This is a genomic window from Thioalkalivibrio sp. ALJ7, from assembly GCF_000376865.1.
Classification (GTDB): Bacteria; Pseudomonadota; Gammaproteobacteria; order Ectothiorhodospirales; family Ectothiorhodospiraceae; genus Thioalkalivibrio.
In genome coordinates this window covers 104,882-125,646 of the sequence record NZ_AQXQ01000011.1, presented here as the reverse complement: position 1 = coordinate 125,646, position 20,765 = coordinate 104,882, and the positions used below count along the sequence as shown (strand labels likewise).

The 20,765-nt window shown below is 66.7% G+C and carries 16 protein-coding genes; 10 read left to right on the top strand and 6 right to left on the bottom strand.

Annotation, left to right across the window (positions count from 1 at the left end; translation table 11 throughout):
• The first annotated feature begins 16 nt into the window (after nt 1-16).
• From D002_RS0106930 to D002_RS0106920, 3 genes are read left to right on the top strand one after another with little or no spacing between them, the layout of a single operon-like run.
• Complete coding sequence (locus D002_RS0106930) at nt 17-1,051, top strand: NADP(H)-dependent aldo-keto reductase (RefSeq protein ID WP_018141189.1); 1,035 nt, start codon at nt 17-19, stop codon at nt 1,049-1,051.
• Between the two features lie 13 nt (nt 1,052-1,064).
• Nucleotides 1,065-1,847 (top strand): TatD family hydrolase, encoded by a 783-nt coding sequence (locus D002_RS0106925; RefSeq protein WP_018141188.1) that lies wholly within the window; start codon nt 1,065-1,067, stop codon nt 1,845-1,847.
• Nucleotides 1,844-2,590, top strand: a complete 747-nt coding sequence (locus D002_RS0106920) for a ThiF family adenylyltransferase (RefSeq protein ID WP_018141187.1) — start codon at nt 1,844-1,846, stop codon at nt 2,588-2,590. The genes D002_RS0106925 and D002_RS0106920 overlap by 4 nt, the downstream gene beginning before the upstream one ends.
• Before the next feature lie 69 nt (nt 2,591-2,659).
• Here the strand turns inward: D002_RS0106920 and D002_RS0106915 are convergent, their stop codons facing one another.
• The 4 genes from D002_RS0106915 to glyQ form a co-directional block, all read right to left on the bottom strand.
• Nucleotides 2,660-3,301, bottom strand: a complete 642-nt coding sequence (locus D002_RS0106915) for a hypothetical protein (RefSeq protein ID WP_018141186.1) — start codon at nt 3,299-3,301, stop codon at nt 2,660-2,662.
• Nucleotides 3,291-4,046, bottom strand: a complete 756-nt coding sequence (locus tag D002_RS0106910) for a 1-acyl-sn-glycerol-3-phosphate acyltransferase (RefSeq protein WP_018141185.1) — start codon at nt 4,044-4,046, stop codon at nt 3,291-3,293. The genes D002_RS0106915 and D002_RS0106910 overlap by 11 nt, the downstream gene beginning before the upstream one ends.
• 9 nt (nt 4,047-4,055) lie before the next feature.
• A complete protein-coding gene (gene glyS / locus D002_RS0106905; RefSeq protein WP_018141184.1) occupies nt 4,056-6,137 on the bottom strand; it encodes a glycine--tRNA ligase subunit beta in 2,082 nt (693 codons plus the stop codon).
• A gap of 61 nt (nt 6,138-6,198) precedes the next feature.
• Entirely contained in the window at nt 6,199-7,140 is a 942-nt protein-coding gene (gene glyQ, locus D002_RS0106900) for a glycine--tRNA ligase subunit alpha (protein WP_018141183.1), read from the bottom strand.
• Between glyQ and D002_RS0106895 the strand changes: the two genes are divergently transcribed.
• From D002_RS0106895 to ubiB, 6 genes are all read left to right on the top strand, one after another.
• Nucleotides 7,139-8,482: a cation diffusion facilitator family transporter gene (locus D002_RS0106895; RefSeq protein WP_018141182.1), complete on the top strand. Its 1,344-nt coding sequence runs from the start codon at nt 7,139-7,141 to the stop codon at nt 8,480-8,482. The two genes, glyQ and D002_RS0106895, sit on opposite strands and share 2 nt — an antisense overlap.
• Nucleotides 8,483-8,703: 221 nt before the next feature.
• Nucleotides 8,704-10,113, top strand: coding sequence for a glutamate--ammonia ligase (gene glnA, locus D002_RS0106890; RefSeq protein ID WP_018141181.1), 1,410 nt, complete (start codon nt 8,704-8,706; stop codon nt 10,111-10,113).
• A gap of 243 nt (nt 10,114-10,356) precedes the next feature.
• Nucleotides 10,357-10,722: a gamma-butyrobetaine hydroxylase-like domain-containing protein gene (locus D002_RS0106885; RefSeq protein WP_018141180.1), complete on the top strand. Its 366-nt coding sequence runs from the start codon at nt 10,357-10,359 to the stop codon at nt 10,720-10,722.
• A gap of 13 nt (nt 10,723-10,735) precedes the next feature.
• Nucleotides 10,736-11,488, top strand: a complete 753-nt coding sequence (gene ubiE, locus D002_RS0106880) for a bifunctional demethylmenaquinone methyltransferase/2-methoxy-6-polyprenyl-1,4-benzoquinol methylase UbiE (RefSeq protein ID WP_018141179.1) — start codon at nt 10,736-10,738, stop codon at nt 11,486-11,488.
• 3 nt (nt 11,489-11,491) lie between these two features.
• Nucleotides 11,492-12,085 (top strand): SCP2 domain-containing protein, encoded by a 594-nt coding sequence (locus D002_RS0106875; protein ID WP_018141178.1) that lies wholly within the window; start codon nt 11,492-11,494, stop codon nt 12,083-12,085.
• A 299-nt stretch (nt 12,086-12,384) separates the two neighbouring features.
• On the top strand, nt 12,385-14,070 hold the full coding sequence (gene ubiB, locus D002_RS0106870) for a ubiquinone biosynthesis regulatory protein kinase UbiB (RefSeq protein WP_018141177.1): 1,686 nt from the start codon (nt 12,385-12,387) through the stop codon (nt 14,068-14,070).
• Nucleotides 14,071-14,128: 58 nt separating this feature from the next.
• On the opposite strand, the gene odhB is transcribed toward ubiB, so the two are convergent.
• Complete coding sequence (odhB, locus tag D002_RS0106865; protein WP_018141176.1) at nt 14,129-15,421, bottom strand: 2-oxoglutarate dehydrogenase complex dihydrolipoyllysine-residue succinyltransferase; 1,293 nt, start codon at nt 15,419-15,421, stop codon at nt 14,129-14,131.
• Nucleotides 15,422-15,456: 35 nt separating this feature from the next.
• Nucleotides 15,457-18,267, bottom strand: coding sequence for a 2-oxoglutarate dehydrogenase E1 component (locus tag D002_RS0106860; RefSeq protein ID WP_018141175.1), 2,811 nt, complete (start codon nt 18,265-18,267; stop codon nt 15,457-15,459).
• Nucleotides 18,268-18,436: 169 nt separating this feature from the next.
• On the opposite strand from D002_RS0106860, the gene uvrD reads away from it, so the two are divergent.
• A complete protein-coding gene (gene uvrD, locus D002_RS0106855; protein ID WP_018141174.1) occupies nt 18,437-20,647 on the top strand; it encodes a DNA helicase II in 2,211 nt (736 codons plus the stop codon).
• Nucleotides 20,648-20,765: the final 118 nt, after the last annotated feature.

Here is a 20,765-nt window from a genome sequence, read left to right as displayed (position 1 = left end):
GCGGCAAGGGATTGGCATGCAATACCGCAGACTGGGACGTACCGAGATCGAGGTCAGCCTGATCGGCCTGGGCACCATGACCTGGGGCGAGCAGAACACCGAGGCCGAGGCGCACGAACAGCTCGACTACGCCCTGGCTCAGGGCGTGAACCTGATCGATGCCGCCGAGATGTACCCGGTGCCGCCGCGCGAGGAGACCCAGGGGCTGACCGAGACCTATATCGGCAACTGGCTGACCAAGCGGGGCAATCGCGACCAGGTGGTACTGGCCAGCAAGGTGGCCGGCCCCGGCATGATCGACTACCTGCGCGGCGGCCCACAGCTGAACCGCGAGCATATTGAACAGGCCCTGACGGACAGCCTCGCGCGCCTGCAGACCGACTACCTGGATCTCTACCAGGTACACTGGCCCGCGCGCGCCACCAACTTCTTCGGCCAGCTCGGCTACACCCACCAGCCGGAAGACGACGCGACCCCGATCGAGGAGACGGCAGCGGCGCTGAAGGCCGTGGTGGAGAGCGGCCGCGTGCGCACCATCGGCATCTCCAACGAGACCCCGTGGGGATTCATGGAGTGGATCCGCGCCCATGACCGCGGCCTGGCGGAGCGCATCGTCTCCATCCAGAATCCCTACAACCTGCTCAACCGCAGCTTCGAGGCCGGCCTGGCCGAGATGGCCATCCGCGAGGACGCGGGCCTGCTGGCCTACTCCCCGCTGGCCTTTGGGATGCTTTCCGGCAAGTATCTGGATGGGGCCAAACCCGAAGGGGCCCGACTGACCCTGTTCGAGCGCTTCCAGCGCTACAGCAACGAATCCGGTCTGGCCGCCACCGCCGAATACGCGAAGCTGGCGGCCGAGCACGGGCTGACCCCGACCCAGCTGGCACTGGCCTTCGTCAATCAGCAGCCGTTCGTGACCAGCAACCTGGTCGGCGCGACGACCATGGAACAGCTGCGCGAGAATATCGCCACCGTGGACGTCACCCTGTCCGCTGCCGTGCTGGAGGCCATCGAGGCGATCCACGCCCGCTATACCTACCCCTGCCCGTAGATCCAGTACGCCAGTGCATCTGATCGACACGCATGTCCATCTGGACCTCGACGCGTTCGATCCCGACCGCCCGGCGGTGCTGGACCGCGCCCGTGCCGCCGGCGTACACGAGCTGGTCCTGCCGGGGGTCACCCGCGCCCGCTGGCCCGACATCGACGTCCTGCACCGAGAGCACGAAGGCCTGCACGTGGCCTACGGCCTGCATCCGATCTTCCTCTGCGACCATGCGGATGAGGACCTCGACGCGCTGGAGACCTGGCTGGACACGCACCCGGAGACCGTTGCCGTCGGCGAGATCGGGCTCGATGGATTCCGGAAGGATCTCGACTGGGAGCGCCAGTGGCGCTACTACACGCGGCAACTGGCCATCGCCCGGGAACGCGACCTTCCGGTGATCATCCACAGCCGGCGCGCACTCGACGAGGTGCTCAAGGGACTGCGTCAGCACCCGGGCCTCACCGGCATCCTGCATGCCTTTATCGGGAGCCCGCAGCAGGCCCGACAGGCCGCGGATATGGGTCTTTGCCTCGGGATCGGCGGCCCCGTGACCTACGAACGCGCCAAGAAACTGCACAGGGTGGTCCGCGAGGCACCGCTAGAGGCACTGGTGGTGGAGACCGACGCGCCGGACCAGCCGCTGGCCGGGCACCAGGGCGAGCGCAACGAGCCGGCCATGACCGCCGAGGTCAATCGCCAGTTGGCAAACCTGCGGGACATGGACCCGGCGGACATGGCTATAATCACGTCACAAAACGCACGCCGGGCTCTCCGGCTTCCGACCGGTCCCGACGCATGAGCACGCCCGCCGACGCCCCGCAAAACCCCTACACCGAACGCACCGATCTATTGCTGGGCCACGACGTCACCGCCCGTCTGCGCGACCGGCATGTGTTCATCGCCGGGCTGGGCGGCGTGGGCAGCTATGCGGCCGAGGCGATCGCGCGCGCGGGCATCGGCCGCATGACACTGGCCGACCACGACGTGGTGGGCGCCTCCAATCTGAACCGCCAGCTGGTCGCCTTGCGCTCGACCGTGGACCGGCCCAAGACCGAGATCATGGCGAACCGCATCCACGACATCGATCCCGACATCGAACTCACCATCCGCCACGACTTCCTGCAGCCCGACACCATCGGTGACCTGGTCCCGGAGGATGCCGATTTCGTGCTGGACGCGATCGATTCCATCGTCTGCAAGGCCGCACTGGTCGCGACCGCTCAAGGGCGCGGGCAGGGAGTGATCTCCAGCATGGGTGCGGGCGGGCGCATCGATCCAACAGCCGTACGCGTGGGCCCGCTGGGCGACACCCGCGTATGCCCTCTTGCACGCCAGATGCGCAAGCGACTGCGCCGCCTGGGAGCACATCTGAACTATCCGGTCGTGTTCTCGATTGAACAGCCGCGCAAGGGAACGGAGCACCGTCCGGTCGGCGATGGTGGCCGCCCGCGCTCGGTCAACGGCACGATCTCCTACCTGCCCGCGATCTTCGGCCTGACCGCCGCCGGGCACGTGATCCAGCAGCTAATCGCCCGCACCTGACGCACCGAGCCCCGTCATTGCGAGGCGCAAAGCGCCGCGGCAATCGCCGGGGGTTCCCCAGCGGTACTGCTATTCGTCGAACACGGCCTCGATGCGGGCCTGGATATGCTGATCGGCATCCGGGCCGAACTGCGTACTGACCGGGTCGAAGCGGTCGCAGAAGGCATAGGCGAACTTCAGATCCTTCACCCCCAGCGCCCCGAACAGGCGCGCCTCGAAGGAGTGATCCTCCGGCGTCTGGATCAGCGTGGGCCAGCCATCCGCGCCCGGGGCCAGGGCCGGACCGAAGAACACCACACCGGGCAGGTTCTTGAGGCGCAGTGCACAGGAACCCTCGGTCACGCCGGCCATCGGCAGGAAGTCGATGGTGCGCGACAGCCGCTGCTTGCGGTTGAAGGCGATGTCGATCTCGCCACCGGCCGCGCGGATCGCCGGGGCCTCGGCCTCGAAGGCCAGGGTCTCGATGCCCGCTGCACGCCAGGCATCCAGGTCCTGCGCCCCATACCGGCTGGGCAGGAACAGGTAGGCCGGCTTGGTGATGGCCCGAATGGCCTCCAGTAGCGGCCCGGAGTAGGCCGGCGCATTCACGAGGATGCCGCCCAGCTCAAGATCGTCGATCAGCCAGACGGCCGGTTCCGAATCGCCGACCCGATAGATCGTCCGGTCGCGCAGCTCGACCAGCGGGGCGCTAATAACGGGTTCATTGGCCATGCGCATTCTCCGATAACGTCTTCGCCGGGCGCGGCTCGATCCCAGCCATGGTGGTCTCGATCCAGTCTTCGGCCTCGCCCAGCACCTCGACCGGCTTGCGCCCAGCGGTCTCGATCGGGGGACCGACCACCACCTCGATGGTGCCCGGATAGCGCCGAAGCCCCTTCTTCGGCCAGAAGCTCCCGCTGTTCAGCGCCACCGGCAGGACCGGATAGCCGGTGCGTGCCGCGAGCATCGCACCGCCCTGGCGATAGCGGCCGTGCTCGCCCGGTGCCACGCGCGTGCCCTCGGGGAACACGATCACCCAGCGGCCCTCGTCCAGGCGCTTCTGGCCTTCGGTCACCAGGTTCTCCAGCGCCTGACGACCGGCATCGCGGTCAATGGGTACCGGGTCGATCATCGCCAGCGTCCAGCCAAAGACCGGAATGCGCATCAGCTCGCGCTTGAGCACCCAGGTCTGCATCGGAAAGATCGCCACGAAAGCGACCGTCTCCCAGGCCGACTGGTGTTTGGACAACACCACGTGCGGGCGCGACGGGTCGATGTGCTCGGCCCCCTGCACCCGAAACTCCGTGCCGCAGGTGATGCGCAGCCACCAGATGTTGAAGCGCCCCCATTGCGTCAGTACGCGGTAACGGGCGCGGCGGGATAATGGCCAGATCAGCGGCGGCACCAGCACGCCGAACACCAGCATCGAGCCGATGAACCCGACCTGGAACAGCAGACCGCGGATCAGGGGCAGCATCGGAAGGACCTACCCTGTGGCCAGCCGACCGATATCGGCCACGGTCTCGAAGGCGCGGCGCAGTTCACGCAGCAGGGCCAGGCGATTGCGCCGCTCGGCCGGGTCCTCGGCCATGACCATCACCTGGTCGAAGAAGGTATCCACCCGGTCACGCAGACCCGCCAGCTCGCCCAGGGCGTGCAGATAGTCACCGTCGGCCACCGCCTGCTCCACCCCTGGACGCACCGCCTGCAGGCCCTGGTAGAGGCTCCGCTCCTCGTCCAGCACCAGCGCCTCGGGGTCCAGTTCGGCCTCGGCCTCCTCGCCCGCCTTGCGCAGCAGGTTATGGATGCGCTTGTTCGCGGCGGCCAGGGCCTCGGCCTCCGGGCGCTCGCGGAACAGGCTAACCGCACGCACGCGGCGGACGAAATCCAGCGGGGCGTCGGGGGCGATCGCGGCCACCGCCTCGATGGTCTCGTGGGCCTGCCCCTGCTCCAGCAGGTAGCCGCGCAGGCGCTCCAGAATGTATTGGCGCACCGGCTCCACGGCCTGGTCGGCCTCCGGCACCCGTTCGCGGATCGGCTCGGCCGCCGCCTGTAGCAGCGGGGTCAGGGCCAGCGGCAGTTCGCGCTCGACCAGGATGCGCACCAGCCCGAGGGCCGCGCGGCGCAGGGCAAACGGGTCCTTGGTGCCGGTGGGCTGCTTGCCAATGGCGAAGATACCGACCAGGGTATCCAGGCGATCCGCCAGCGCCAGCGCCTGGGCCAGCGCGGCGTCCGGCAGCTCGGAACCGGACTGGCGCGGCCAGTAGTGCTGTTCGATCGCGGCGGCGACGGTCTCGTCTTCGCGGTCGTGCAGAGCGTAGTAGCGGCCCATCGTGCCCTGCAATTCGGTGAACTCGAACACCATCTGGGTCACTAGGTCACACTTGGCCAAACGCGCGGCGCGTGCGGCCAGGTTCGCGTCCAGGCCCATCAAACCGGCCAGCCGCTGCATCAGGGCCTCCAGCCGAGCGGACTTGTCGCGTAGCGTGCCCAGGCGCTTCTCGAACACAACCGAATCCAGCGCCTCCAGGCGTTCCTCCAGGCGCTTCTTGCGGTCCTGCTGCCAGAAGAATTCGGCATCGGCGAAACGCGGGCGCAGCACCCGTTCGTTACCATCGCGTACCGCATGGGGGTCGCGCGACTCGATATTGCTGATGACGATGAAATGCGGCTGCATGCGGCCGGCCTCGTCGACCACCGGGAAGTATTTCTGGTTGTCCTGCATGGTGGAGATCAGCGCCTCCTGCGGGACCTCCAGAAAACGCGGGTCGAAGCCGCCGGTCAGGGCCACCGGCCACTCGACCAGGGCGGTGACCTCGTCCAGCAAATCCGCGTCCACCAGGGCGCGGCCGCCTAAGGCCCTGGCCTGCTCGTGGACCTGTTCAAGGATGCTCTCGCGACGCGCCTCGAAGGACGGCTCGACAAAGCCCGGAGTGCGCAGGCGTTCCGCGTAGTCGCTGGCGCGCGTGAGCTTCAAAGCCTCGGGCTGGTGGAAGCGGTGGCCGTGGGTCGCCCGACCCGCGCTCTGTTCCAGCACCGTCATCTCCAGCACCTCGGTGCCGTGCAGGACGACCAGCCAGTGGGCTGGGCGCACAAACTCGGTGCGGCTGCTGCCCCAACGCATGCGTTTCGGGGTCGGCAGGGCGTCCAGCGCAGCCTCCAGCATCTCCGGCAGCAATTCTCCCAGCGCGCGTCCCGGCTGTAACTGGCGAAACACCAGGTACTCGCCCTTGTCGGTGGTCTCGCGCTCCAGGCGCTCGACCTCCACGCCGCAGGAACGGGCAAAGCCCATAACCGCCTTGGTCGGTTCGCCCGCCTCATCGAAGGCGGCGGCCACGGCCGGGCCGCGACGCTCCTGCAACTGGTCCGGCTGCTGCCCCGGGACGTCCGGGAACAGCACCGCCAGCCGGCGCGGGGTGGCGAAGGTCTCGGGCGCGCCCGGCTCCAGCCCGGCCTCGCTCAGCCGGTTGGCCAGACCCTCGGCCAGGGCATCACGCAGGCGCGGCAGGGCGGCGGGGGGCAACTCCTCGGTGCCCAGTTCGATCAGCAGTTCACGGGCTTCAGCCATGTCGGGTCCAGTTCGGGTCCATCACGACCGCGCGCAAGGGCACGCGGTCCGGAAAATAGGTTCAGGCGGCGTTGGGCTTGTTCGTGTCGTCGTCCGCGCACAGCGGAAAGCCCAGTGCCTCGCGCGATTCGTAGTACTTCTGCGCGACGTTTCTTGAGAGCTCGCGCACGCGCAGGATGTAGCGCTGGCGCTCGGTGACGGAGATCGCCCCGCGCGCATCCAGCAGGTTGAAACTGTGTGAGGCGCGCAACATCTGCTCGTAGGCCGGCAGCGGCAGACCCAGTTCGATCATGCGGTCACTCTCGGTAGCGTGCTGGTCAAACGCGGCGAACAGGGCATCGCGGTCGGCATGCTCGAAGTTGTAGGTGGACTGCTCCACCTCGTTCTGGTGGTAGACATCGCCGTAGGTGATCGCACGGCCATCGGGACCGATGGTCCAGACCAGATCAAAGACACTCTCGACGCCCTGCAGGTACATCGCCAGGCGTTCGAGGCCGTAGGTGATCTCGCCGGAGACCGGGTGGCAGTCCAGCCCGCCGACCTGCTGGAAGTAGGTGAACTGGGTGACCTCCATGCCGTTGAGCCAGACCTCCCAGCCCAGCCCCCAGGCGCCGAGGGTCGGGGATTCCCAGTTGTCCTCGACGAACCGCACATCGTGGGTGAGCGTGTCGAAGCCCAGCGCCTCCAGGGAGCCGAGGTAGAGGTCCTGGATGTCCGGCGGCGACGGCTTCAGCAGCACCTGGAACTGGTAGTAGTGCTGCAGGCGGTTGGGGTTGTCGCCATAGCGCCCATCGGTCGGACGCCGGCTCGGCTGCACGTAGGCCGCGCGCCACGGCTCGGGACCGATGGAGCGCAGGAAGGTCGCCGGGTGGAAGGTCCCCGCGCCCATCTCCATGTCGTATGGCTGCAGGACCACGCAGCCATGATCGTTCCAGTAATCCTGTAGGCGGCGGATCAGATCCTGGAAGGTCGGGCTGCTGGACGGCGTGCGTTCTTGCGACATGCGGGATCCCGGGTCAGGGCAAAGCCGACAGTATATCGGCCCGGCTTCGGCCGCGGCCACCGCCAACGCGGGGGCAACCGGTTTTGCTCACGCCAAGGACACGCTCATACTGGGGAATGCCCGCCCTCATGGGAGAGCCGAACTGAGCGAGCCGACGCCCCAACCCCATCCGCAGACGACCGCCGAGAACGGCGCGCGTTACCGCGACACGCGCCGGGTCACGCTGGTGGGTGCGGTCGTGAACGCGTTCCTGGCACTCGCACAGCTGCTAAGCGGCTGGCTGCTGAACTCCCAAGCCCTGGTCGCGGACGGGGTCCATACGCTCTCGGACCTGATCACCGACGGGGTCGTACTGTTCGCCGCGCGGAAGGCCGCCGCCTCCCCCGATCAGGACCATCCCTATGGGCACGCCCGCATCGAGACCCTGGCGACCGTGATCGTCGGCGTCTTTCTGGCGTTCGCCGGCCTGGCGATTGCCTGGGCCGCCGGTAGCCGCCTGGTAACCCCCGAGGCAATGACCGGGCCGGCGACCGCCGCGATCGGCTTCGCGGCACTCACCCTTGTAGCCAAGGAAGGGCTCTACCAGTACACCCACCGGGTCGCCAAGCGCCTGAACTCGCGGATGCTGGAAGCCAACGCCTGGCACCACCGCACGGACGCGATCTCGTCGCTATTCGTGCTGGTCGGGGTGGGCGCGGCCGTGGCCGGCTTCCCGTGGGCAGATGCCCTGGCCGCGCTGATCGTGGCGTTGTTCATCCTGCACATCGCCGGGCGGCTGATCGTGCGCAGCGCGGCGGAGTTGATTGACACCGCGCTGGAACCGGAGAAGGTCGAACGCATCCACCGAACCATCATGGAGGTGCCGGGGGTCAAGGACGCACACATGCTGCGCACCCGCCGCCATGGGAGCGATGTGGTCGCGGATGTGCACATCCAGGTCGCCCCGATGATCTCGGTCTCCGAGGGCCATCGAATTGCCGATGCCGTCTTCCAGGCGGTCACCGCTCAACACACCCGGATCAACGACATCACCGTGCATGTGGACCCGGAGAACGATGCCGAACAAGCGCGCAGCTCGGAACTTCCGCTACGCCCCACCCTGGTCGAGGCACTGCGCGAGGCATGGGGGGAGGCCCCCGAGCTGGAGGCGGTCGAGCACGTATCTCTGCATTACCTGGGCGGGCGGGTGCACGTCGCTGTTACGCTGCGCCTTGACGGGGCAACCGCCTCCGGGGACCTGGAGGGGCGCGCCCAGGCATTGGCGGAGCGCCTCCAGCAGCATCCACGGGTAGGCGACATGCTGGGCGAGGTCACGCTACTCTATCGCCCATGCACCCATTGAGTGCGCCACGACGGCATATGCCCAAATACAGTGCAAATAAGGCACTACATTGGTGCACTGGAGGGGTGCCGGGCCCACTTGAATGCGCCTCAAACGGGCATACCAGCCCAATCCGGAAGACTGGCATGATGCCTGCATAATGATTCGCGAAGCCGTGCAGGCCCTTGTCGCGCCGCCCGGCCACCTTTGAAGACTCAATACTGAAGACCAAGGAGATCCCCATGTCCGCAGCCGACGTGCTGAACCAGATCAAGGAAAAGGAAGTTCGTTTCGTCGACTTCCGCTTTACCGACTCCAAGGGCAAGGAACAGCATGTGACCGTGCCGGCCCACGAAATCGAAGAAGAAACCTTCGAAGAGGGCAAGATGTTCGACGGCTCCTCGATCTCCGGCTGGAAGGGGATCAACGAGTCCGACATGATCCTGATGCCGGATGCCGAATCGGCCGTCCTCGATCCGTTCTTCGAAGACATGACCATGAACATCCGCTGTGACGTGGTCGAGCCGGCCACCATGCAGGGCTACGACCGCTGCCCGCGTTCCCTGGCGCGCCGCGCCGAGGCCTATCTGCAGAGCACCGGCATCGCCGATACCGCGCTGTTCGGTCCGGAGAACGAGTTCTTCATCTTTGACGACGTGAAGTGGGGCTCCAGCCTCTCGGGTTCCTACTGCCGCGTGGATTCTCAGGAGGCCTCCTGGAACTCCGAACGCGTCTACGAAGACGGCAATATCGGCCACCGCCCGGGCGTGAAAGGCGGCTACTTCCCGGTCCCGCCGGTCGACAGCCTGCACGATATCCGCTCCACCATGTGTGAAGTGATGACCGAGATGGGTCTGGAGACCGAGGTGCACCACCACGAGGTGGCGACCGCCGGCCAGTGCGAGATTGGCGTGGGTGCAGCCACCCTGACCCAGAAGGCCGACGAAGTGCAGATCCTGAAGTACGTGATTCAGAACGTGGCCCACATCCACGGCAAGACCGCGACCTTCATGCCCAAGCCGATCGTCGGCGACAACGGCTCCGGCATGCACGTGCACCAGTCGCTGTCCAAGGACGGTAAGAACCTGTTCTCCGGCGATCTCTACGGTGGCCTGTCGGAAACCGCGCTGTTCTACATCGGCGGCATCATCAAGCACGCCCGTGCGCTGAACGCCTTCACCAACCCGTCCACCAACAGCTACAAGCGTCTGGTGCCGGGCTTCGAAGCGCCGGTCATGCTCGCCTACTCCGCGCGCAACCGCTCCGCGTCGCTGCGTATCCCGTTCGTGATGAATCCAAAGGGCCGCCGCATCGAGCTGCGCTTCCCGGACTCCACCGCCAACCCCTACCTCGCCTTCGCGGCGATGCTGATGGCTGGCCTGGACGGCATCCAGAACAAGATCCACCCGGGCGAGGCGATGGACAAGAACCTCTACGACCTGCCGCCGGAAGAAGAGAAGGGCATTCCGCAGGTCTGCCATTCGCTGGATCAGGCGCTGGAAGCCCTGAATCAGGACCGCGAGTTCCTGACCCAGGGTGGCGTGTTCACCGACGACATGATCGATGCCTACATCGACCTGAAGATGGAAGACGTCACGCAGATGCGCATGACCACCCATCCGATCGAGTTCGACATGTACTACAGCCTCTAAGGCAACCGCTTCCGGCCCCACGGGGCCGCGTGGCACTCGAGCCGCCCCGGCCCCTGGCCGCGGCGGCTTTTTTTGTGCCCGCCCCCCAACGTGTTCAGGGGAGATCCCGCGACAAGCGCAACAGGCTGGTATCCTCGCGGACCATATGCTGGCACCTCTGGGGACACACTAGAAATCCGTGTGCCCCGGGGCGCTGACTGATTCGGTTCGGGCGTCGCCCGCGCCGTCGACTCTGGAGGCCTCATGAGCAGTACGCACCGACCCACCGATATCCAGCTGCATCAGAAGTCGCGCATCCTGGAGATCGCCTATTCGGATGGCTCGCATTTCGAGTTGCCCTGCGAATTCCTGCGCGTGTACTCACCCTCGGCCGAGGTTCGAGGCCACGGGCCAGGCCAGGAGGTGCTACAGGTGGGCAAGGAAGACGTGAACATCGCGGAGATCGAGCCGGTCGGCAACTATGCGGTGAAACTGGTCTTCTCGGACGGCCACGACACCGGCATCTACGACTGGGACTACCTGTACAAGCTCGGCACGGAGCAAGAGCGTATGTGGCAGGATTACCTGGATCGGCTGAAGGAAGCCGGCCACGAGCGCAAGACGCACTGACAACGGCACGTTGATGAAAGAAGAACCTGGCAAGACCCACTTCGGCTACCAGACCGTCCCCGAGTCCGAAAAGGCCTCGCGGGTCGGCGAGGTGTTCCACTCGGTCGCCTCGCGCTATGACGTGATGAACGACCTGATGTCCATGGGCGTCCATCGCATCTGGAAGCGCTATACGCTGGAACGCACCGGCGTACGCCCGGGTATGAAGATCCTGGACCTGGCGGGCGGCACCGGCGACCTGGCCGGGGCCTTTGCCCCGCGCGTCGGGCCCAAGGGGCAGATCGTAGTCTGCGACATCAACGCCTCGATGCTGGAAGCCGGGCGCGACCGCATGCTGGACGAGGGCCATGTGGGCAACCTCGACTTCGTGCAGGCGGACGCCGAGCAGCTCCCCTATCCGGATGACTACTTCGACCGCGTGACCATCGCCTTTGGCCTGCGCAACGTGACCCGCAAGGAACGCGCCCTGGCCGAGATGCGCCGGATCATCAAGCCGGGCGGACGCGTTCTGGTGCTGGAATTCTCGCAGCCAGTGGCGCTCCTGCGCCCGATCTACGATGTCTATTCGTTCAAGATGCTGCCGATGATGGGCAAGCTGGTCGCGAACGATGCCGACAGCTACCGCTACCTGGCCGAATCCATCCGCATGCACCCGGACCAGGAGACCCTGGCCGGCATGATGCGAGATGCAGGCCTGGAGCGCGTGGAGTACGACAACCTCACCGGCGGCATCGTCGCCCTGCATCGCGGCACAAAACTCCAGTAGCCCATGGCCGAACCCTTCGCCCTGCCCAGTCCATTCACGGCCCTGATCGAGGCTGCGCTGAACGAGCACCTGGCGAGCGCGCCGGAGAAGGACCGCGCCCGCCTGGCCGGGCGCGCAATCGCCATCGTGATCGAGCCTCCGGGGCTGGCCTTTTCACTGGTCGGGGCCGCAGATCGCCTGCAGGTCATCGGCGGTGTCGAGGAACCGGTGGATGTGCAACTGGCAGGCTCGCCGCTGTCGCTGGCCGCGGCGCTGGGCCGCGACGACCGTTCCGGGTTGACTATCGCGGGCGACGCCACCGTACTCTCCGATCTGCAGCACGCGATGCGCGACTCCGGGATCGACTGGGAGGGCCTGTTCGAGCGCTTTGCCGGCGCCGGGGCCGCCGGACCACTGCGCCACCTGCTGGATCAGGCGCGCGACAGCCTGCGCCACCTGGGCAGGCGCACTACCGAAGACACGGCCGACTACCTGCGCGACGAACTTGAGTGGCTCCCGGCGGGCGGGGCCTTCGAGGCCTTTGCCGAGGATGTCGCCGACCTGCGCGATGGAGTCGCCCGGCTGGATGCACGCCTGCGCCAGCTGGGGAAGCACTGATCCATGAACACGCGCGCGTTGGTACCCCAGGTTTTCCGAGGCAAGGCGCGTCGTGTAGCGGGTAGTGGTTCTACCCGCAAGCGGCGCAACGCAGGATCGGGGAACCTGGGGCACCAACCCCGAAGGGGCTCGGCCGCTTTTGTGCGCGCACGGCGTTGCGGCTCCCTTGTGCAGAATGACTGCACGGCAGTCGCCGCGCCTTGTTCGCACGCAAAAGCGACTCGAGCGCGAGCGTGTACATGGATCAGTGTTTCCCTGGAGGCCAGCACCGCCTCCGATACCGACGACCGGCAGGCCTGATGCGCCGCGCGCTGTACCGGGGGCTGCGGCTGTGGACCATCGCGCGGGTCCTGGTGCGCTATCGCCTCGATGTCATCCTGTTCACGCTGAAGCCGCTGCGCCCGCTTAGCTTCCTGCTCTATCTCGCCCCCTGGAACTGGTTCCGCCGCACCGAGGGCACGCGCGGGGAGCGCATCCGTCGGGCATTGGAGGACCTGGGGCCGATCTTCATCAAGTTCGGGCAGATGCTCTCCACTCGCCGTGACCTGCTCCCGGACGACATCGCGATCGAACTGGCGCGCCTGCAGGACCGCGTCCCGCCCTTCCCCAGCGACCAGGCCCGGGCACTGATCGAAGCCGAGCTCGAACGCCCCATCAGCATCGCCTTTGCCGCGTTCGAGGACACGCCGATCGCCTCCGCCTCCATCGCCCAGGTGCACGCGGCCACGCTGCAGGATGGACGCGAGGTCGTGGTCAAGGTGGTGCGCCCCGGCATCCTCAAGACCATCCGTGCGGATCTCGAGGTCATGCACCTGATCGCGGACCTCGCCGATCGCTACTGGTCCGAGGCCAAGCGCCTGCGTCCGCGCGAGGTGGTGGACGAATACGAAAAGACCGTCACCGACGAACTGGACCTGATCCGCGAGGGTGCCAACGCCGCCGCGATCCACCGCAACTTCGAGGACAGCCACCTGCTGTACATCCCGGAGATCATCTGGGACTACACCCGCCGCAGCGTGCTGGTGATGGAGCGAATCGGCGGTATACCCGTCGCCGATATCGCCGCGCTGCGCGAGCGCAACGTAGACCTGAAGCTGCTGGCTGAGCGCGGGGTGGAGATCTTCTTCACCCAGGTGTTCCAGCACAACTTCTTCCACGCCGACATGCACCCGGGCAACATCTTTGTGGATGCCACCCATCCGGACGACCCGACCTACCTGGCAGTGGACTTCGGCATCGTCGGTTCGCTGCTGGACTCCGACCAGCGCTATCTGGCGGAGAACTTCCACGCCTTCTTTAACCGCGACTACCGCCGCGTGGCCGAGCTGCACGTGGAGTCCGGCTGGGTGCCGAAGGACACCCGCGTGGACGAGTTCGAGGCGGCCATCCGCACCGTCTGCGAGCCGATCTTCCAGCGCCCACTGGACGAGATCTCCTTCGGCCAGGTCCTGCTGCGCCTGTTCCAGACCGCGCGGCGCTTCAACATGGAGGTCCAGCCGCAGCTGGTGTTGTTGCAGAAGACCCTGCTGAACATCGAGGGCCTGGGCCGCCAGCTCTACCCGCAGCTGGATCTGTGGACCACCGCCAAGCCGTTCATCGAGGACTGGATGCACGAGCGCATGGGCGTGCGCGCCTTCATCCGCAATGCGCAACAGCACCTGCCACGCCTGCTAGCGCAGTTGCCGGAACTACCCATGCATCTGGAAAAGGCCCTGACGGTCGAGGAACAGCGCGCCGAGCGCGACGCCGCCCTGCGCCACCAGATCCTCGAGCTGGAGAACGGGCTGCGGCGCCAGTCCCGACGCCGCAACGAAGGCTGGGCCGGCGTCGCCCTGCTGGCCCTGGCAGGGCTAGCCACGCAACTCGAGGTCGCCGCCTGGCAGGGCCTCGCCTGGCCAGTCTGGCCGCTCGCCCTGATTGGCGCCGGCGTGCTCCTGTTCAGCCTGCGCCCCGGCCCGCGCCGTCGCCCGGCAACGGATGACTGATTGACTCGTCATCGGCGACCGGCTTCAGTCGTAGCCAGCGGCCGGGTCTGAGCCGAATTCAGACGTCGAGGAGCAGACGGGCGGGGTCTTCGATGGCGTCCTTGATGGCGACCAGGAACTGCACCGCATCGGCGCCGTCGACCAGCCGGTGATCATAGGACAGGGCCACGTACATCATCGGCCGGATTACCACTTCGCCATCCACCGCGACCGGGCGCTCCTTGATCGCGTGCATGCCCAGGATCGCGCTTTGCGGCGGGTTCAGGATGGGCGTCGAGAACAGCGAGCCGAACACACCGCCGTTGGTGATGGTGAAGGTGCCGCCGCGCAGCTCGTCGATATCCAGCTTGCCGTCACGTGCGCGCTCGGCGAAGTCGCGTATGCGCCGCTCGATCTCCGCGATCGAGGCGTTGCCGGTATCACGCAGCACCGGCACCACCAGCCCGCGCGAGGACGACACCGCAATCCCAATATCGCTGTAGTGGTGATAGACGATCTCCTCGCCATCCAGGGCGGCGTTCACCACCGGGAAGCGCTCCAGCGCCCGGCTGGCCGCGGCCACAAAGAGGCCCATGAAACCGAGCTTGATGGAGTGGCGCTTCTCGAAGCTCTCCTTGTAACGACCGCGCAGGGCCATCGCCGCGGACATGTCGATCTCGTTGAAGGTGGTCAGCATCGCGGTGGACTGCTTGGCCTCCAGCAGGCGCTCGGCGATGCGGGCGCGCAGCCGTGTCATCGGCACGCGTTCGATGCCCCCGGCATGCTCACCCGACACGGCTGGACGCGGCTCGGGCCGCGGGCCCTCCCTCGAAGCAGGCGCCCTCGGCTCCCCGCCGTCACCTGAACGCTGACTTCGGGCGCGCTCCACGTCCTCGCGCTGGATGCGCCCATCCTCGCCCGTGCCCTCGACCTCCTCGGCCCGCAGCCCGGCCTCCTGTAGCAGACGGCGGATGGACGGCGATGGCGGGGGCGGACTGCCAGCTGATTCCGGCTCACCCCCATCCGTCGCGGTCTCGGACTTCGAGGTCGCGGCGGGCGTCGATGCCTTCACAGGCGAGGTCTCGTCGGTGGTCTCCTCGTCGTCGGCGTCCGCTGGGGTTGCTTCGGCCGGCCCCAGGTAGCCGAGGATCGCATCGGCCTTCACGACGTCACCCTCGCTGGCGGAAAGTTCGACCAGGGTGCCCGCGCTGGGCGCCGAGACCTCGAGAACCACCTTGTCGGTCTCGAGCTCCGCGATGAGCTCATCGCGCTTGACGGAATCACCGGCCTTCTTGTGCAGGGCAATCACGGTCGCGTCGGCGACCGATTCGGGGAGTTCCGGGACCTGGATCGGGGTGCGATCGGATGCCATCTCGCTTCCTTGTGCTGTGCTTCAGTGTCGAATGTTCAGGGTGTGGGGTGCGGGGTGTCACGCGAACTGATCGGGCCAAACGCGCGCTCGAGCAAATCCTTCAGCTGCGCCTTGTGCACCTCGGGATAACCAACGGCCGGTGCGGCGGCCGGGGGCCGAGCGACCGCGTGCAGGGTCTGGCCACGCACCGCCAGCAACGGGTTAATGCGCGGGGCGACAAACTCCAGATAGCCCTGGTTCTCCGGCTCGTCCTGGACCCAGACGAATTCGTCCGCCTCCGGGTAGCGACCGAGCAGCGTGGTCATACGCTCTTCGGGGAAGGGGTAGCACTGCTCCAGGCGCAGGATCGCGGTATCGGTGTGTTCACCCTCGGACTGGCGGGCGGCCAGATCATAAAAGATCCGGCCACTGGTCATCAGCACGCGTTTGATCTTGCCGGGGTCCTCGACACCGGCGTCGTCGATCACCGTCTGGTACTGCCCGCTGGCCAGCGCATCGAGACCAGACACCGCATCCTTGTGCCTGAGCAGGCTCTTGGGGGTCATCACGATCAGTGGCTTGCGGTAGGGGCGCAACATCTGCCGGCGCAGCAGGTGGAACATCTGCGCCGGTGTGGTGGGCACGCAGACTTGCATGTTCTCCTGCGCAGCCAGTTGCAGGAAGCGCTCCGGGCGCGCCGAAGAGTGTTCCGGTCCCTGGCCCTCGTAGCCATGGGGCAGCAACAGGGTCAGCCCGGACAGACGCCCCCATTTCTGCTCGCCGGAGGAGATGAACTGGTCGATTACCACCTGGGCGCCGTTCACGAAGTCGCCGAATTGCGCCTCCCAGATCACCAGGGCCTCGGGCGCCGCCGTCGCGTAGCCGTATTCGAAGGCCAGCACACCCTCCTCGGAGAGCAGCGAATCGATCACCAGGAAACGCGGATGATCCGGGTCCAGGCGGCGCAGCGGGACGATCGCCTTGCCGGTCTCCTGATCATGCAGCACGGCATGGCGATGGAAGAAGGTGCCACGGCTGGAGTCCTGCCCGGACAGGCGAATGCGGTAGCCATCCTGGATCAGCGCGCCATAGGCGAGGGTCTCGGCGGCGCCCCAGTCCAGCGGCTGCTCGCCGCGCGCCATGGCCACGCGCGCCTCCAGGATCTTCTGCACCCGGTCATTCGGACGAAAACCCTCCGGGGACGTCGAAAGCTGTTCCAGGGTGCGCGCCAGGCGGTCGGCGGGGGCACCGGTATCCACGTCCTGGTCCCAGGTTTGATTCACGTAGGGGCCCCAATTGGTCGAGGAGCTGGCATGGCCGTTGCGCTCGCGCAGCAGGGACAGTGCCACCGGCTGACCCGCGTCCAGGCGACCGCGATAGTCCTCCACGGCCTGTTCCTGCGCATCCTCGGTGGTCAGGCCATCACGGATCAGGCGCTTGGCATAGCGCTCACGGGTCGTCGGCAGTTCGCGGATACGGTGGTACATGCGCGGCTGGGTCGCCGCTGGTTCATCCGCCTCGTTATGGCCCTGGCGGCGATAGCAGACGAGATCGATCACCACATCCTTGCCGAAGCGCATGCGGTAATCGAGCGCGATCTGGGTCACGAACACCACCGCCTCGGGGTCGTCGCCATTCACGTGCAGAATGGGTGCATTCACCATTTTGGCGACATCGGTCGAATAATGCGTCGAACGCGCATCCTTCAGCGTCGATGTTGTAAAGCCAATCTGATTGTTTACCACCACGTGCACGGTGCCCTTGGTGGAGAAGCCCCGGGTCTGGGACATGTTCAGGGTTTCCATGACCACGCCCTGCCCGGCAAAGGCGGCGTCGCCATGGATCACCACGGGCATCACCCGATTGCCCTTGCGGTCGCCCACGCGCACCTGGCGGGCGCGCACCGAGCCCTCGACCACCGGGGTCACGATCTCCAGGTGCGAGGGATTGAACGCCAGGGCCAGATGGACCGCCCCACCGGGGGTCTCGAGGTCCGAGGAAAAGCCCATGTGGTATTTCACATCCCCGGTGCCGCGGTCGTCGCGCGGCCGGCCCTCGAACTCGTTGGCCAACTCCTCCGGAGACTTGCCGAACAGGTTGACCAGCACGTTCAGGCGCCCGCGGTGCGCCATGCCCACCACCAGCTCCTGCAACCCGCGCGCGCCACCGCGCTGGACCAGGGCATTCAACAGCGGGATCAGGCTCTCCGCACCCTCCAGGGAAAAACGCTTCTGCCCGACGTAGCGCCGGTGCAGATAGCGCTCCAGACCCTCGGCGGCCGTCAGGCGCTCAAGGATGGCCAGGCGGGTATCACCGTCAAAACCGAACTGGCCGTGCGCCGACTCCAGACGCTCCTGCAGCCAGCGCTTCTCGTCGGTGGCCATGATGTGCATATATTCCGCGCCGATGCTGGCGCAGTAGGTCTCCTTCAAGACCCGCTCGATGGTATCCAGAGACACCCGGCCATCGATAAACAGCGAACCGGGATCGAACGTGACATCCGGCCCCACCTGATCCAGCCCGTGGTGCTCGCGGCTTAGTTCCCGCGGCGGCTCCGGGGACTCGCGCTCCAGCGGATCCAGGCGGGCACCAAAGTGGCCGAGATAACGGTACGCATTAATGAACTGCAGGACGCGGATCTGCAGTTGCTCGTGGGCGAGATCCGGCCGATCGGTGGAGCGGCGGCGACGCTCCGGACGTGCCGCACCCTCCAGGGACCGAAAGTAATCGGCCCAGGCCGGCGGAACCGAATCGGGGTCTTCGCGGTAGCTTTCCAGCAGCCCCTCGGCGAAGGCGAGGTTGTCCGGGTGCAGTTCCTGGCCGGAAACGGGGCTGTCCAGCCGGTGCCGGGATGGCATCTCGTTCATTCGCGGTCTTCCCATTCCTGATGCGCCTACCCTTGGGACCTGATCGACACGTGAGGTTCCTGCGTGTCGAAAGAAGTCTGTCTCCGAGAGTAGCGCGTTTGCCCTGCCGAAGGCACACGGCCCGCGTGCCGAACGTGCGATTCCGGCCGGGTTTCCCTACCATTCGCGCATGGATGTCTCCCCCCTGCTCGATTCCCTGAACCCGGCCCAGCGCGAGGCCGTGGCCGCCCCACCGCAACCGGTACTGGTCCTGGCCGGAGCCGGCTCCGGCAAGACCCGCGTACTGGTGCACCGCATTGCCTGGCTGATCGGCGTGGAAGGCGTGGCCCCGCACAGCCTGCTGGCGGTTACCTTTACCAACAAGGCGGCGGCCGAGATGCGCGGGCGGATCGAGACCCTGCTGGGACATCCGGCCACAGGCCTGTGGGTTGGCACCTTCCATGGGCTGGCGCACCGGCTGCTGCGCCAGCACTGGCAGGAGGCGAAACTGCCGCAGAGTTTCCAGATCCTCGACTCCGACGATCAGCTGCGCATGGTCAAGCGCGTGCTGCGCGGCCTGGAGCTGGACGAGGCGCGCTGGCCGCCGAAGCAGGCGCAGTGGTACATCAACGCGCGCAAGGACGAGGGTTCGCGCCCGGAACACCTGCCGGATACCGGCGATCCGGTGGCGCGCCAGTGGGTGCGCATCTACACCACCTACCAGCAGGCCTGCGAGCGCGCCGGGGTAGTGGACTTCGCCGAGCTGATGCTGCGCTCGCTGGAGTTGTTGCGCGACAACAAGGCCCTGCTGGAGCACTACCGCACGCGCTTTCGCCATGTGCTGGTCGACGAGTTCCAGGACACCAACGACATCCAGTACGCCTGGCTGCGATTGCTGGCCGGCGACAGCCCGGTGTTCGCAGTCGGCGACGACGACCAGTCGATCTATGGCTGGCGCGGCGCGAAGATCGAGAACATCCAGCACTTCCAGAAGGACTACCCCGGCACCCAGGTGGTGCGTCTGGAACAGAACTATCGCTCCAGTGCCAATATCCTGAACGCCGCCAATGCCCTGATCCGGCACAACTCCGGACGCCTGGGCAAGGAGCTGTGGACCGAGGACAAGGAAGGCGAACCGGTACGGCTGTACACCGCGCTGAACGAGCAGGAAGAGGCACGCTTCATCGCCGAGACCATCGCCCGCCACGTGGACCAGGGCGGGCTGTACCGCGAGTGCGCGGTCCTCTACCGCTCCAACGCCCAGTCGCGCGTGCTGGAAGAGACCTTCATCGCCCGCCGCATGCCCTATCGCGTCTATGGCGGCCTGCGCTTCTTCGAACGCCAGGAGATCCGTGACGCCCTGGCCTACCTGCGCCTGGCCGGCAACGGCGATGACGACGCCGCCTTCCTGCGTGTGGTCAACCAACCGCCGCGCGGGATTGGCGAGAAGACCCTGGAGGGCTTGCGTCAGGCCGCACAGGCCGCCGATACCAGCCTGCTGCAGGCTGCGACGCAGGCTGTGGATGCCGACGCCCTGCCGGGCCGCGCCCGCAACGCGGTCGCCGGGTTCGTGCAGCTGGTGCGCACCCTGCAGCAGGAGCTCCCGCGCCAGCCACTGGCCGACCAGGTGGAACAGGCGATCGCCCGCGCTGAGCTGCGCGAGCACTACAAGAAAGAGAAGGGCGAGCGCGGCGAGGCACGTCTGGAGAACCTGGACGAACTGGTGGGCGCCGCGCGCGCCTTCGACATGGAGTCCACCGCCGAGAGCGAGGAAGGCGAGGGCAATCGGCTGACCGAGTTCCTCGCCCACGCCGCGCTGGAAGCCGGCGAGGGCGCGGCCGACCCGCATGAGGACGCGGTGCAAATGATGACCCTGCATTCGGCCAAGGGCCTGGAGTTCCCGTTGGTATTCCTCACCGGGATGGAAGAAGGCCTGTTCCCCAACGCCCGCTCACTGGAAGAGCCCGGGCGCCTGGAAGAGGAACGCCGCCTGGCCTACGTCGGCATGACCCGCGCGGAGAAGGAGCTGTACCTGATCCACGCCGAGACCCGGCGCCTGTACGGCCGCGAGTCCTACAACGTCGCCTCGCGCTTTATCAACGAGATCCCGGAAGGCGCCCTGGAGGTGCTACGCCCGCAGGCCTCCCCGTATGGCGCCGGGCGCTTCGCCGCCAGCCGGCGCAAAGCCGCCGAGGGTTTCGGCACTATGGATGCGCAGGCCCACGAAGCAAGCGCTGCCGGGCTCGCCATCGGGGCCCGCGTCCACCACGCGAAATTCGGCGAGGGCCTGATCACCCAGTTCGAGGGCTCCGGCAACTCAGCCCGCGTCCAGGTGAACTTTGCCCACGCCGGCTCCAAGTGGCTGGTCCTCGGCTTCGCCAAGCTGGAAGTCCTGGGCTAGGCTTTTTTGACCACGGAGAACACAGAGGGCACGGAGAAGGCCAGGGCGATTTACAGGAAGGTGGGGAGGTAAGAAGAGAAGGGCTGGATTGATAGGGCTGGCATTGTGAGCGCAGCGC

What these genes read in the sequence shown, in the direction of transcription:
- D002_RS0106930 (WP_018141189.1), top strand. Translation starts at nt 17, where the DNA reads ATGCAATACCGCAGACTGGGACGTACCGAGATCGAGGTCAGCCTGATC.
- D002_RS0106920 (WP_018141187.1), top strand. Translation starts at nt 1,844, where the DNA reads ATGAGCACGCCCGCCGACGCCCCGCAAAACCCCTACACCGAACGCACC.
- D002_RS0106915 (WP_018141186.1), bottom strand. Translation starts at nt 3,301, where the DNA reads ATGGCCAATGAACCCGTTATTAGCGCCCCGCTGGTCGAGCTGCGCGAC.
- D002_RS0106910 (WP_018141185.1), bottom strand. Translation starts at nt 4,046, where the DNA reads ATGCTGCCCCTGATCCGCGGTCTGCTGTTCCAGGTCGGGTTCATCGGC.
- glyS (WP_018141184.1), bottom strand. Translation starts at nt 6,137, where the DNA reads ATGGCTGAAGCCCGTGAACTGCTGATCGAACTGGGCACCGAGGAGTTG.
- D002_RS0106895 (WP_018141182.1), top strand. Translation starts at nt 7,139, where the DNA reads ATGCGGGATCCCGGGTCAGGGCAAAGCCGACAGTATATCGGCCCGGCT.
- glyQ (WP_018141183.1), bottom strand. Translation starts at nt 7,140, where the DNA reads ATGTCGCAAGAACGCACGCCGTCCAGCAGCCCGACCTTCCAGGATCTG.
- glnA (WP_018141181.1), top strand. Translation starts at nt 8,704, where the DNA reads ATGTCCGCAGCCGACGTGCTGAACCAGATCAAGGAAAAGGAAGTTCGT.
- D002_RS0106885 (WP_018141180.1), top strand. Translation starts at nt 10,357, where the DNA reads ATGAGCAGTACGCACCGACCCACCGATATCCAGCTGCATCAGAAGTCG.
- ubiE (WP_018141179.1), top strand. Translation starts at nt 10,736, where the DNA reads ATGAAAGAAGAACCTGGCAAGACCCACTTCGGCTACCAGACCGTCCCC.
- D002_RS0106875 (WP_018141178.1), top strand. Translation starts at nt 11,492, where the DNA reads ATGGCCGAACCCTTCGCCCTGCCCAGTCCATTCACGGCCCTGATCGAG.
- ubiB (WP_018141177.1), top strand. Translation starts at nt 12,385, where the DNA reads ATGCGCCGCGCGCTGTACCGGGGGCTGCGGCTGTGGACCATCGCGCGG.
- odhB (WP_018141176.1), bottom strand. Translation starts at nt 15,421, where the DNA reads ATGGCATCCGATCGCACCCCGATCCAGGTCCCGGAACTCCCCGAATCG.
- D002_RS0106860 (WP_018141175.1), bottom strand. Translation starts at nt 18,267, where the DNA reads ATGAACGAGATGCCATCCCGGCACCGGCTGGACAGCCCCGTTTCCGGC.
- uvrD (WP_018141174.1), top strand. Translation starts at nt 18,437, where the DNA reads ATGGATGTCTCCCCCCTGCTCGATTCCCTGAACCCGGCCCAGCGCGAG.